The 12,437-nt window shown below is 62.4% G+C and carries 14 protein-coding genes and 2 pseudogenes; 7 read left to right on the top strand and 9 right to left on the bottom strand.

Features of this window, described 5'->3' with window-relative positions; translation table 11 throughout:
• Positions 1-339 precede the first annotated feature (339 nt).
• Together sfnG and AC07VG_RS30900 are read left to right on the top strand one after the other, a co-directional pair.
• Positions 340-1,509: a dimethylsulfone monooxygenase SfnG gene (sfnG, locus tag AC07VG_RS30905; RefSeq protein WP_495022405.1), complete on the top strand. Its 1,170-nt coding sequence runs from the start codon at positions 340-342 to the stop codon at positions 1,507-1,509.
• The gene (locus AC07VG_RS30900) at positions 1,419-1,613 is read left to right on the top strand and encodes a hypothetical protein (protein WP_495022404.1); all 195 of its coding nucleotides are present in this window, start codon (positions 1,419-1,421) and stop codon (positions 1,611-1,613) included. The genes sfnG and AC07VG_RS30900 overlap by 91 nt, the downstream gene beginning before the upstream one ends.
• Here the strand turns inward: AC07VG_RS30900 and AC07VG_RS30895 are convergent.
• From AC07VG_RS30895 to AC07VG_RS30880, 4 genes and pseudogenes are all read right to left on the bottom strand, one after another.
• The gene (locus AC07VG_RS30895) at positions 1,610-2,713 is read right to left on the bottom strand and encodes a sigma-54 interaction domain-containing protein (RefSeq protein WP_495022403.1); all 1,104 of its coding nucleotides are present in this window, start codon (positions 2,711-2,713) and stop codon (positions 1,610-1,612) included. The two genes, AC07VG_RS30900 and AC07VG_RS30895, sit on opposite strands and share 4 nt — an antisense overlap.
• Before the next feature lie 8 nt (positions 2,714-2,721).
• Positions 2,722-3,288, bottom strand: a pseudogene (locus AC07VG_RS30890) (acyl-CoA dehydrogenase family protein); the annotation flags it as partial.
• A 112-nt stretch (positions 3,289-3,400) separates the two neighbouring features.
• Positions 3,401-3,859 carry an LLM class flavin-dependent oxidoreductase gene (locus tag AC07VG_RS30885; protein WP_495022402.1) on the bottom strand — a complete coding sequence of 153 codons (459 nt, stop codon included), beginning with the start codon at positions 3,857-3,859 and terminating at the stop codon, positions 3,401-3,403.
• A gap of 66 nt (positions 3,860-3,925) precedes the next feature.
• Positions 3,926-4,033, bottom strand: a pseudogene (locus AC07VG_RS30880) (FMN reductase); the annotation flags it as partial.
• 399 nt (positions 4,034-4,432) lie between these two features.
• Between AC07VG_RS30880 and AC07VG_RS30875 the strand changes: the two are divergent.
• The 4 genes from AC07VG_RS30875 to AC07VG_RS30860 all read left to right on the top strand — a co-directional run bounded on the left by AC07VG_RS30875 (position 4,433) and on the right by AC07VG_RS30860 (position 8,556).
• Complete coding sequence (locus tag AC07VG_RS30875; protein ID WP_495003779.1) at positions 4,433-4,561, top strand: hypothetical protein; 129 nt, start codon at positions 4,433-4,435, stop codon at positions 4,559-4,561.
• A gap of 105 nt (positions 4,562-4,666) precedes the next feature.
• Positions 4,667-5,293: a LysE family translocator gene (locus tag AC07VG_RS30870; protein WP_495003778.1), complete on the top strand. Its 627-nt coding sequence runs from the start codon at positions 4,667-4,669 to the stop codon at positions 5,291-5,293.
• Between the two features lie 238 nt (positions 5,294-5,531).
• The gene (locus AC07VG_RS30865; protein ID WP_495003777.1) at positions 5,532-6,701 is read left to right on the top strand and encodes an aminotransferase class V-fold PLP-dependent enzyme; all 1,170 of its coding nucleotides are present in this window, start codon (positions 5,532-5,534) and stop codon (positions 6,699-6,701) included.
• 46 nt (positions 6,702-6,747) lie between these two features.
• Positions 6,748-8,556, top strand: a complete 1,809-nt coding sequence (locus AC07VG_RS30860; protein WP_495003776.1) for an aminopeptidase P family protein — start codon at positions 6,748-6,750, stop codon at positions 8,554-8,556.
• A gap of 123 nt (positions 8,557-8,679) precedes the next feature.
• On the opposite strand, the gene AC07VG_RS30855 is transcribed toward AC07VG_RS30860, so the two are convergent.
• Positions 8,680-9,567 carry a LysR family transcriptional regulator gene (locus AC07VG_RS30855; RefSeq protein ID WP_495003775.1) on the bottom strand — a complete coding sequence of 296 codons (888 nt, stop codon included), beginning with the start codon at positions 9,565-9,567 and terminating at the stop codon, positions 8,680-8,682.
• A gap of 113 nt (positions 9,568-9,680) precedes the next feature.
• Between AC07VG_RS30855 and AC07VG_RS30850 the strand changes: the two genes are divergently transcribed.
• Positions 9,681-10,679 (top strand): zinc-dependent alcohol dehydrogenase family protein, encoded by a 999-nt coding sequence (locus AC07VG_RS30850; protein ID WP_495003774.1) that lies wholly within the window; start codon positions 9,681-9,683, stop codon positions 10,677-10,679.
• A gap of 4 nt (positions 10,680-10,683) precedes the next feature.
• On the opposite strand, the gene AC07VG_RS30845 is transcribed toward AC07VG_RS30850, so the two are convergent.
• The 4 genes from AC07VG_RS30845 to AC07VG_RS30830 all read right to left on the bottom strand — a co-directional run.
• Complete coding sequence (locus AC07VG_RS30845) at positions 10,684-10,836, bottom strand: hypothetical protein (protein ID WP_495003773.1); 153 nt, start codon at positions 10,834-10,836, stop codon at positions 10,684-10,686.
• A 7-nt stretch (positions 10,837-10,843) separates the two neighbouring features.
• On the bottom strand, positions 10,844-11,167 hold the full coding sequence (locus tag AC07VG_RS30840) for a hypothetical protein (RefSeq protein WP_495003772.1): 324 nt from the start codon (positions 11,165-11,167) through the stop codon (positions 10,844-10,846).
• 165 nt (positions 11,168-11,332) lie between these two features.
• Entirely contained in the window at positions 11,333-12,220 is an 888-nt protein-coding gene (gene rhtA / locus AC07VG_RS30835) for a threonine/homoserine exporter RhtA (protein ID WP_495003771.1), read from the bottom strand.
• Positions 12,221-12,229: 9 nt separating this feature from the next.
• The coding region (locus AC07VG_RS30830) for a hypothetical protein (protein WP_495022401.1) at positions 12,230-12,437 on the bottom strand (208 nt) is incomplete at its 5' end.

The raw sequence follows: 12,437 nt of genomic DNA, 5'->3' as shown, positions 1-12,437 counted from the left end.
GCACGGTCCATGCCGAGGGCGCCAGAGCCGCTGGGACGGGCGCTTGCCGGTGCCCGGCGATGGGTAGCTGTTGCCAGGTACACAGCGTTTCAACAAATCGTCCTGCCAGACCACAAATCTTCCAGCTTGCAGCGCCCCTGGCAGGCGCCGGCTTGCCGGCGATGGGGCCAGTGAGACATGCATCGTCTGATTGACCGCCATCGCCGGCAAGCCGGCTCCTACAGGGTTTGTATTTCAGGCTTCACACATCGGCGCTCCGGCAAGCTCGCGCGCTCCCGGTCACTGGCACGCTTGCTGCTCTACCTCCTTGAACATTCCCCCGCGCCGAGGTTCAACAGCATGAGTCAGCAAGCCGTAAAATTCGCCTACTGGGTGCCCAATGTCAGCGGTGGGCTGGTGGTCAGCAAGATCGAACAGCGCACCAGTTGGGACATCGACTACAACCGCAAGCTGGCACAGTTGGCGGAGGCGGCCGGGTTCGAGTACGGCCTGACCCAGATCCGCTTCACCGCCGGCTACGGTGCCGAGTACCAGCATGAGTCGGTTGCCTTCAGCCATGCTCTGCTGGCCGCCACCCGCACACTGAAAGTGATCGCCGCGATCCTGCCCGGCCCTTGGCAACCGGCGTTGGCGGCCAAGCAACTGGCGACCATCGATCAACTCACCGGGGGCCGGATTGCCGTCAATATCGTCAGCGGCTGGTTTCGCGGTGAGTTCCATGCCATTGGCGAACACTGGCTGGAACACGACGAACGTTATCGCCGTTCCGAAGAGTTCATTCGCGCGCTGAAAGGCATCTGGACCGAAGATCAGTTCACCCTCAAGGGCGACTTCTACCGTTTCAACGACTACAGCCTCAAACCCAAGCCCCTGAGCCAACCGCACCCGGAGATCTTCCAGGGCGGCAGTTCCCGGGCGGCGCGGGACATGGCGGCGCGGGTCTCGGATTGGTATTTCACCAACGGCAACACGCCCGAAGGGATCAAGGCCCAGGTCGATGATATCCGCGCCAAGGCGGCCGCCAACGGCCACTCGGTGAAAGTCGGGGTGAACGCCTTTGTCATTGCCCGCGACACCGAGGAAGAGGCCCGTGCGGTGCTCGCGCAAATCATCGACAAGGCCGACCCCGAGGCCGTCGGCGCGTTTGGCGATGCGGCGAAACAGGCGGGCAAGTCGTCGCCGGAAGGCGAGGGCAACTGGGCCAAGTCCAGCTTCGAGGATCTGGTGCAATACAACGACGGCTTCAAGACCAATCTGATCGGTACGCCGCGGCAGATCGCCGAACGGATCGTCGCCTTGAAAGCCGTGGGCGTGGACCTGGTGCTGGCGGGGTTCTTGCACTTCCAGGAAGAGGTGGAGTACTTCGGCAAGCGCGTGTTGCCGCTGGTGCGCGAACTGGAGGCGAAGAAGGCCGGCGTGTGCTCAACGCACTGCAATGGCGTTCCTGGGAGGATGGCGAGGCGGCATTCGCCCGTTTCGAAAGCGGCGAAGAGGATTTCTGGGCACTGATCCGCACCCACCACGCCAAGGCGGTGAGCTTCGATTCGTTCCGGGTCCTGCGCCGCATCGAGCGCAGCCAGGACGACGCCTTGCAGTGCGCCCTGGTGGGCTAAATAGAGAGTTGCAACATGCGCTCACCCTGGACGTTCTCGCCCGCACGGCGCTTGTTCACCGCCAACTCGCCGATCTTGATCAGCCGCGTGCGGGTCACATTGCGGCTCAGGCCCAGCAGGCCGGCGGTGTGCACCTGGTTGTAGTGACTGAAACGGTAGGCGGCGCGCAGCAACGCATCCTCGACCTTTTCATAGAGTGCACCGGCCTGTTCCTCGAAGAGTTTCTGGAAGGCCCGGTTGAGCAAGGCTTCGGCCGAGTCATCAAGGGCGCTGCCGCTGTCGTCCTGACGTTCGATGCGCAGGTTCGACAGGCGCAGATCGTCGCGCTCGATCACGCCGTCATGGCAGATCAACAAGGTGTGGTGGATAACGTTTTCCAGCTCGCGAATATTGCCCGGCCAGCCATAACTCCTGAGTTTTTGTTCGGCGCTGGGGCTGATGCGGATATCGCCATAGCCCAGGCGCTGGCTGTAGCTTTCGATAAAGTGTCGGGTCAGCGGCAGGATATCGCCGGGGCGCTCGCGCAGGGGGCTGAGCTCCAGGCTGACAACATTGAGGCGGTAATACAGGTCCTCGCGAAAGTGCCCGGCGTTGATGGCTTTTTCCAGCTGCACATTGGTGGCCGCCAACACCCGCACGTTGATCGGGATGCTTTTGCGCGAGCCGAGGCGTACCACTTCGCGTTCCTGCAGGACCCGTAGCAGCTTGACCTGGATCGGCATCGGCAGGTCGCCGATCTCGTCGAGGAACAAGGTGCCGCCGTCGGCCTCTTCGAACCAGCCGGCCTTGGCGTTGAGGGCGCCGGTAAACGCGCCTTTTTCATGACCAAACAGCTCGGCTTCCACCAGGGATTCGGAGAAGGCCCCGCAGTTGACCGCGACAAACGGGCGATTACGGCGGGCGCTGAGGTTATGGATATGCCGGGCCACCAGCTCCTTGCCGGTGCCGGTTTCACCGATGATCAGCACGCTGGCTTCGCTCGGCGCCACTTGTTGCAGGTGGGCGAGCAGGGCCTGGGACTTGGGGTCTTCGAACACCTGGGCGGTGGCGCGGATGGAGGTGGCCAGGGCCGGCGAGGGCGGTAACGTTAGCAGCTGCATAGGCTTCTCTAGGAATAAAAAGTGGGGGGCGGCAGCGTCTGGTTCAGGGCCCAGTCGCCGAGTTCCTGGAGTTTGTAGTCCAGCAGCCCGGCGGCGCGTTCCACCAGCAGGCGGACACCTTCGAGGGCGACCCAGAAGTCGCCGTAGTGGTTGAGCACGTAAGGGGCCTGGCGAATATCCCGGGCGGTGGATTTGAACCAGGGTCGGGTTTCGTCGAGGGTGTACTGCCGGGCCTCTTCGAAAGCGCCTTCGGCAATACCGAGGAACATATGGCTCAGGGTCAGTTGCGCGATCAGTGGCCGCAGGCAGGCAAAAGGTGTGCTCAAGGGGCCGGGGTCGAGCAGCAGCTCGGATTCCTCGACCCGCCCCCGTTCGAAGCTGGCGCTGCCGCTGTCGGTCTGGCGCTGGCCCATGTTGTGCCAGTCGTCATGCAGGGTGATGCCGCTGCGCCCGCTGGGGATGGCGGCAATCAGCAACTTGCCGCCGGCGCTTTCGTCCACCGCCGAGGCGATCAGCATCTGTGAGTCATTGGCGTCGGAGCAGAAGCTTTTCTTGCCGGAGAATTCGCGCCAGCCGCGTGTGGGCGCGGAGCTTGTGTGGGAGCGGAGCTTGTCGGATCGCCGCACCGCCGCGAAGAGGTCCGTGAGGACGCCAAAAGCTTCGCGGGCAAGCTCCGCTCCCACTGGTTCAGGCGCCAGCTTGGGTCGGCAACACATCGTTGGCGATCATTTCGCCAAACGGCCCGGTCAGGTTGGTGATGCCACGTCCGGCCAGGCTGGCATAGGGGGCGGGCAGCAGCGGGAACACCCGCTCGGCGAAGCGATAGGCTTCTTCCAGGTGTGGGTAACCGGAAAAGATAAAGCTCTCGATACCCAGGTCGGCGTACTCCTTGATCCGCGCCGAGATGATCCCGGGACGGATCGCCACCAGGTAACGCAGACGTTCGGTGAGTGGCACCAGAATCGAGGCGATGACCCAGGAGTCCTCGCAGGAGCGTCCGGTGGGAATCAGCACGCCGTGATAACCAAGGTTGTCGGCGGCCTGGGCCACTTGTTTCAGATAGTTGAGGGTGACCGGGCGCGCGCCCTGGGTAGTGCCCAGGTAATGGCCATCGCCGTGGGTCGGGAGAAACCAGAAAACATCCACGAGAGTTCCTCAGGCGATTTTCAGCAGTGGCGTGGGGTGGGCACCGAGCAACGCGGTGGCTTTCGACGGGCGGGTTTGCGCCAGCTCGGCCAAGACGGCCTGGGTCAGCACCAGGGTACCGGAGGGACGGTAGGTGCCGCCGGAAAGGGCAGCGACTTTCAGTGCGCGAGACATGATCAGTTCCTTTTCAAACAGTTGCTCAGTGAGCAGGGTCAGTGACAGGGTTTGAGCAAGAGCTGTACCAATAACCCAAGTCCCGTATTTTCAGGCCCTTGGCCGGTTGGAGCAGGCGTCGGGTGCTGGCTGGCGGACGGTTTTGTTGATCGACTGTTGGCCGGCGAACAGTTGCCCTGGCAACAGCGGATCGGCTGTGGGAACAGTTGTAAGGGGTTTTTAATATTCCGTAAATGAACGTATTTACATATTTATAGTACTTTTGGGAATATTAGACGCCCGCAGCCCGGAACGGCCGAGGTGATCGATTGCGATTATCGAGCTGGGTGATTTTTGCCCTGCCGGCGCGCCGGGTAGCCTGTGTCCATTGCCTCACGCCAGGTTCCCGGGAGTCGCGCCATGAAACATTCATCCATGCAGCAGCAGAAGGCGCAACTGATGGGGCCGTCACGGAAGGTCCAGGGTTTCGATGACCAGGGTGAGATCAGCGCGGATCGTGGCAGTAACAGACACAGCCCACAGAGCTGAAAGGTAAAACTGTATCGGTCCAAGTTTTTGCCAACTGTGCGTGAGTTCCGCCAAGTCGGTGGGATAGGCTGAGTCTCTGACTGAGCTTATGGCTGGATGCTGTTCATGACCCTTTCGCTGGACCTGCTGCTGGGCTTTGCCCTTTTCGCCCTGGTGACTTCAGTGACCCCCGGCCCCAACAACGCGATGTTGCTGGCGTCCGGCGTCAACTTTGGTTTCAACCGTTCCATTCCCCATATCCTGGGTATTTCCTGCGGCTTTTTTGTCCTGGTACTGGCGGTGGGCCTCGGTCTTGGCGCGGTATTCGAGGCTTATCCCGTGTGCTACTCGGTATTGCGTTATATCGGTGGCGCCTATCTGCTGTACCTCGCCTGGAAGATCGCCGGTTCCGGACCGGTCGGCGAGTCGGAGCAGGGGCCGGGCCGCCCGTTCGGGTTCTGGAACGCCGCGGCATTTCAATGGGTCAATCCCAAGGCCTGGGTGATGGCGGTCGGCGCGATCAGCACCTACACGCCATTGCAGGGCTATTCCAGCAATGTATGGGTGATCGCGGCGGTGTTCGCTCTGATCAACGCGCCCAGCGTCAGTCTCTGGGCGGCCTGCGGCAGCCTGTTGCGCAACGTGCTGCGTGATCCGCGCTGGCTGCGGCTGTTCAATATCGGTATGGCGCTGCTGTTGGTGATTTCGTTGTACCCGATGTTGCATGAGAGTGCGCGGCAACTGCTGCGTTGACCCGCCCTTGCGTGTTTCCTGTCCTCGCCGTTGAAGCGGGCCGCCTGTTCCAGCACGATTGACACTCGCAACACCTTCCCCGGGCCTGTAAGCTGGATTTTAGGAGCGTTCCTACGCACTTTTAATGAAAGTTATCTTTCTTTAATCGTTTTCCATCGGATATAGCTGTCCGCCCAACCACAGGGTGGGTGATCAGCAAGGGATCGATCCGCGGGACACGCTTTATGAGTTTTTTGCCATGACTGAACTTCCTCTGTATTTCGACTATGCCGCCACCACGCCGGTGGATGAGCGGGTCATCCGGGTGATGGTCGAGTGTCTCGGCTTTTCCGGTAATTTCGGCAACCCGGCGTCCAGCTCCCATGCCTTCGGCCAGCGCGCCCGGCAGACGGTCGAGCAGGCCCGGCAACAGGTGGCGAGCCTGGTGGGGGCGAACCCCGAGCAGATCGTCTGGACCTCCGGGGCCACCGAATCGAACAACCTGGCGCTCAAGGGCGTCGCCCAGGCCCGGGGTGTCAGCGGCGGGCATGTGATCACCAGCCAGATCGAACACAAGGCGGTGCTCGATACCGCCCGGCAACTCCAGGAAGCCGGCGTGGCCGTCACCTACCTGGTGCCGAATGGCGAAGGGTTGATCACCGCGGCCATGGTCAGCGAGGTCCTGCGCGAGGACACCTTCCTGGTCTCGCTGATGCTGGTCAACAATGAGCTGGGCACCCTCAATGACATCGCCGCCATCGGCCAACGGGTACGTCAACACGGCGCACTGTTTCATGTGGACGCGGCTCAGGGCGCGGGCAAGGTGGCGATCGACCTGGCCGCCTTGCCGGTGGACCTGATGTCGTTTTCCGCGCACAAGGTCTACGGTCCCAAGGGCATCGGCGCCTTGTACGTCGGCCCGCGCGCGCAGCAGAAACTGCACGCGCAGATCCACGGGGGTGGCCATGAAGGCGGCCTGCGCTCCGGCACCCTGGCCACCCACCAGATCGCCGGCATGGGCAGTGCCTTTGCCCTGGCGACCGAGCATCTGGAAGAAGAAATCGCCAACATCCGTCATCTGCGCCAGCGCTTGCTCGAACAACTGGCGGATGTCCCGGGCCTGCGTCTGAACGGCAGCCCGACCGAACGCATCCCCCATACGTTGAGTCTGACCTTTGCCGAAGGCGAGTTCGACGCTATGGCCCTGGGGCGGTCCCTGGCGTACTCGGCGACGTCAGCCTGCAACTCCGCGAGCCAGGCGCCGTCCCATGTGCTGCTGGCGCTGGGGCACGATGCGCGTCTGGCCGGGCGGACCATTCGCCTGAGCCTGGGGCGTTTTACTTCCGAGCAGGACATCGACCGCGCCGCCGCGGCGATCAAGGCCAGCCTGAGTGCACCGGCACCGTTCTGGGCGCTTGCCCAGCCGTGAGCGTGTCGGATAACAATTGAATAATAAGTGGTTAGCAGGAGACACAATGAGTACGCAGACCCCGAGTCAAGGAACCGTTCCCCAGCGCCTGGCACGTACCCGCGAGCTGATGCGCCGCGAAGGCGTGCAGGCGTTGCTGGTGCCGTCGGCCGATCCGCATCTGTCGGAATACCTGCCCGCCTACTGGCAGGGCCGGCAGTGGCTGTCAGGCTTCCATGGCTCGGTCGGCACCTTGATCGTGACGCCGGAGTTCGCCGGCGTCTGGGCTGACAGCCGCTATTGGGAGCAGGCAACCAAGGAGCTGGCCGGCAGCGGTATTGAACTGATGAAATTGCTGCCGGGGCAACCTGGTCCGCTGGATTGGCTGGCCGAACAGGCATCGCCAGGTGGCGTGGTCGCGGTGGATGGTGCGGTCATGGCGCTGGCTTCGGCGCGGAGCCTGGGCGACAAGTTGCAGGCCCGTGGCGCACGGCTGCGCACTGACATTGACCTGCTCGACCAGGTCTGGGAAGACCGCGAGGCGCTGCCGAACCGGCCAATCTACCCGCATCTGCCGCCGCAAGCGACGGTCAGCCGTGGCGACAAGCTCGCGCAGTTGCGCGGTGAGTTGAAAAATCGTGGCGCCGACTGGCATTTCATCGCCACGCTGGATGATATCGCCTGGTTGTTCAACCTGCGCGGTGCCGATGTGTCCTTCAACCCGGTATTCGTTTCCTTTGCCCTGGTCAGCCAGGAGCAGGCCACGCTGTTCGTGTCCTTGAGCAAGGTGAGTGCCGAGCTGGCGCTGGTGCTCAAGGCCGATGGCGTGACCTTGCGTGACTACAGCGAAATCGGTGCGGCGCTGGCCAGCATTCCGCCGCGGGCGGGCTTGTTGGTCGACCCGGCGCGGGTGACGGTCGGTTTGCTGGACAATCTGGCTCGGGAAGTGACGCTGGTCGAGGGGCTCAACCCGACGACCTTGGCCAAATCCCGCAAGAGCCTCGACGATGCGCTGCATATCCGCCAGGCCATGGAGCAGGATGGGGCGGCCTTGTGCGAATTCTTTGCCTGGCTGGAAACCGCGCTGGGTCATGAACGTGTCACCGAGCTGACCATCGATGAGCACCTGAGCGCCGCCAGGGCGCGGCGTCCGGGCTATGTGTCGCTGAGTTTCAATACCATCGCGGCGTTCAACGCCAACGGTGCGATGCCGCACTATCACGCCACCGAGGCGGAGCATGCCTTGATCGAGGGTGACGGCCTGCTGCTGATCGACTCCGGCGGTCAATACCTCGGCGGGACCACCGACATTACCCGGATGGTCCCGGTGGGCACGCCGACGGCCGAGCAGAAACGTGATTGCACGCGAGTGCTCAAGGGTGTGATCGCCTTGTCCCGCGCGCAATTTCCCCGTGGGATTCTATCGCCTTTGCTGGACGCTATCGCCCGCGCCCCGATCTGGGCCGAAAGCGTGGATTATGGGCATGGCACCGGTCATGGCGTCGGTTACTTCCTCAATGTGCACGAAGGTCCGCAGGTGATCGCCTATCAGGCCGCACCGGCGCCGCAGACCGCCATGCAGCCGGGGATGATCACCTCCATCGAGCCGGGGACCTATCGTCCGGGCCGTTGGGGCGTGCGTATCGAAAATCTGGTGCTGAACCGTGAGGCGGGCAAGAGCGAGTTCGGCGAGTTCCTCAAGTTCGAAACCCTGACCCTGTGTCCGATTGACACTCGTTGCCTGGAGCCGGCGTTGCTGACACAGGAAGAGCGTGACTGGCTCAACGCGTATCACGCCGAAGTGCGCGAGCGTCTAAGTCCGTTGCTGGACGGCGCGGCGCTGGTCTGGTTGAACACCCGTACCGCTGCGATCTGACCGATGACCTCGGGCAGCGCAATCCTGTAGGTGCCGGCTTGCTGGCGATGGCGGCCGCAAGACCGATACAGGCTTGTTGGCCTCATCGCCAGCAAGCCGGCTCCTGCACGGGGTGTGCTGTTTTCAAAGTCCCGCCAGGGCATCGCTCATATAATCGACAAACGCCTTGACCCGGGCGGACTGTCGACGATTGGCCGGAAACACCGCATGGATCGGCAGCGATTGGGTCTGATAGCCAGGCAAAATCGCCGTGACCCGAGCCGCCTTCAGATCTTCAGCGAACAGCCACACCGGCGACAGCGCAATGCCTAGCCCACCCAGGACCATTTCCCGAATCGCTTCCGAATTGTTGCTCTGGGCATTGCCCTTGATGCGCACGCTGTAGCGCTGTCCGTCCTTTTCGTAGTGCCAGAGGTTCTGGCTGTTCAACAGATTGAATTGCAGGCAGTTGTGCTCGGCCAGTTGCCCAGGGGTTTGCGGTTCGCCGCAACGTGCCAGGTAGGCGGCGCTGGCGACGGTGATCCGCTGGGTATCGCCGATGCGTCGGGCAATCAGGTTGCTGTCGCTCAGTTCGCCGATACGCAGACTGACATCCAGGCCCTCCTTGACCAGGTCCTGATTCTGGTCGTTGAGCTGCAGGTCGATGTCCAACTGCGGGTAGCGCGCGAGGAAGTCAGGCAGCCGGCTGGCGATCTGCAAACGACCGAAACTCACTGAGGAACCGATGCGCAGGCTGCCGGCGACCTGTTCCCGGCCCGACTGGAAGCTGTGTTCGGCATTGTCCACGGCGGCTAGAATCTTTCGGCACTGTGCGTAGTAGCGCTGGCCTTCATCGGTCAGTGACAACTGGCGGGTGCTGCGGGCGATCAGCTTGCCCCCCAGTTCGGCTTCCAGGGCCTTGAGGATTTTGCTGATGGTTGGCTGGCTGGTCTGCTGTTCCCGGGCCACGGCAGAGAAACTGCCGCGCTCGACGACGCGGACAAAGATGGTCATTGCATTGAGCTTATCCACGGAACGCCTCATTCATGCCCAAAGGGCATGATCACTATAACAATAGCGCGTCTTATCGGCATGAGTGATGAGGTGCATGATTGGTCTTACTTCCACTGTTCGAGATTGCCGACATGTCCCACTCGCTTGAAATGAACGCTCTGCTGGTCGACGCCGCCAATGCGCCGCTGCGTCTGGTTTCTATCGACCGTCCCGTCCCCGCGGTGGGGCAGGTGTTGGTCCGTATCAAGGCCAGCGGTATCAACCCGTTGGATGCCAAGATCCGCGCCGGCCAGGCCGGTCACGCCCGTCAACCGTTGCCGGCAGTCCTGGGCATGGATCTGGCCGGGGTTATCGAAGCCCTGGGCGAGGGTGTCACCGATTGGGTGGTGGGTGATGAGGTGTACGGGTTGGCCACCGGGATCGGCGGTGCTCAGGGTTCGCTGGCCGAGTTTGCCGCGGTCGATGCTCGACTGCTGGCGCGCAAGCCGGCCAATCTGAGCATGCGCGAGGCCGCGGCATTGCCGCTGGTGCTGATTACCGCCTGGGAGGGCCTGGTCGATCGTGCGCGGGTAGGCGCCGATCAGTCGGTGCTGATTCATGGCGGGGCGGGAGGTGTCGGGCATGTGGCTGTGCAGATTGCCAAGGCCTTCGGCGCCAGGGTCTTCGCTACCGGTTCGGCCACGCAACAGGCTCAGATCGAGAGCTTCGGCGCGACCTTTATCGATTATCGGCTGCATGGCGTGGAGGCGTACGTCACGCAGCATACCGCTGGCGAGGGCTTCGATATTGTCTATGACACAGTGGGCGGCGAAACCCTGGACCGGTCGTTCCAGGCGGCGCGGATCTATCACGGGCATGTCCTGAGTTGCCTCGGTTGGGGCCAGCACAGCCTGGCACCGCTGTCCTTTCGCGGGGCCACTTACTCCGGGGTGTTTACCCTACTGCCATTGCTGACCGGCCAAGGGCGCGAGCATCACGGGCAAATACTGGCACAGGCCGCACGGCTGATCGAAGCCGGTCAATTGAAGCCTTTGCTCGATCCGCGGCAGTTTACCCTGCACACCGCCGAGGAGGCTTATACCTTGCTGGCCAGTGGTTCAGCGCAAGGTCGGTTGGTGGTCGAGATCTAGTTCTTCAGTCCTGGAGCAAGGCTTCGCGGACGAAGTCGAGGCGGTCCTGGTCGAAGAACAACTGATCGCCGACCAGGGCCGGAGAATGGCTGTGTCTTGCCCGCCTTGGGCGCGGATGCGGGTGACTATGCAGCGCCAGGTGTTGCGATCGAGCCATGACGAAATCAATCGGCAGATAGCGGGGGCGCTTTAGGGCTCAGCGTGGATGGTTTGTTGCAGATGATGATCATGCTCCGGCTGGTATAGCCGGCCGGGTTGAGACCGAACGGATAGTCACCCGGGTCTTCCACGGCATCGCCGGATTTGGCCAGCACTCTATAACCGTTGTCGCTGCAGGAATTGGCGGCCTTGGTGTAGCACTTTTCCCAGGAAGAGGTCAGCCCGGAACAGTTGATATGTACACCGCGCTTACCGTATTTCATCGGTTTCGAGGTTGCGGCGCAGCCGGCGACGGTAAGTACCGCCAGAACTATCAAGAAGCGTTTCATTACCATCCCTATCTCTGCCCCGGATCAATTCGTCCGGTTTGGCTCTTTTCGTGCCGCCTGCTTCTTCCTTGAGCGCCTTGTCCAAAATTTCCAAGGCTGGCATTGGGTTAGGCATAAACATGTCTTATTTGCGCGGCAAATACCAGCGCTGGATCAGACTCTGTTTCAATCGACGGCGACGGGTGGCGCGGACTCCTTGCGCAGGGTCAGCGTGGCACCGACGGAGGCGCAGATAATGCAGGCAATGGCGAGCCACTGGGCGGCGGACAGATACTCGTGCAGGAACAGCAGTCCGGACAGTGCGCCGAAGGAGGGTTCGATGCTCATCAAGGTGCCGAAAGTGCGCGCGGGCATGCGCGTCAGCGCGACCATTTCGAGGCTGTAGGGCAGGGCGGTGGACAGGATCGCGACGCCAAGCGCGGTGGGGATCAGCGCCGGGGTGAGCAATGCGGCGCCGGCGTGGACGATACCGATCGGGGCAATGAACAGGGCGGCAATCACCACGCCGAGGGCGGCGGTCTGGATGCCGTTGTCGTTGCCGGCTTTCTGGCCGTACAGGATGTACAGCGCCCAGCACACACCGGCCCCCAAAGCATAACTGGCGCCGGGCAGGTCAATGCTGGCGCTGGTCGCGCCGGAGGGGATCAACAGCAGGAGGCCGCTGACCGCCAGGGCGATCCAGAGAAAGTCGATGGCCCGGCGTGATGCGTAGATCGCAACCGCCAGGGGGCCGGTGAACTCCAGAGCGACGGCGATGCCCAGGGGCACGCTTCTCAAGGACATATAGAAGAGGAAGTTCATACCGCCCAGGGCGATGCCATAGATGATCACGGTACGCAGCGACTTGGCGGTGAACTTGGCCCGCCAGGGGCGCAGGACCAAGACCATGATGATGCTGGCAAACAACAGGCGCAGGGTGGTGGTGCCCTGGGCGCCGACAATCGGGAACATGCTTTTGGCCAGGGAGGCGCCGGATTGAATCGAGGCCATTGCGATAAGCAGCAGACCGACGGGGAAGAGTGTCGAGGCCAGGCTGCGGGGCGGCTGGGTCATGGGGCGGTGTCATCCGGGGCTATATAAGGGAGGCAGGTGTATATGATGCGGAACAAAGCGCCGTTGAGCAATATATTGCTCAATGGGGATTTGTCCCTCTATATGGGAGGTGAGTGATGCAAGGTTTGGGGTGTGCACCCCCTTGTAGGAGCCCGGCTTGCCGGCGATGGCGTCCTTGAGGCCGCTAAAAGCTTCGCGGGCAAGCTCCGCTCCCACA

The sequence above is a fragment of the Pseudomonas sp. GW821-FHT03C07 genome, from assembly GCF_059420925.1.
Note: the sequence above shows the minus strand (reverse complement) of the source record. Positions and strands in the feature narration are given on the sequence as shown.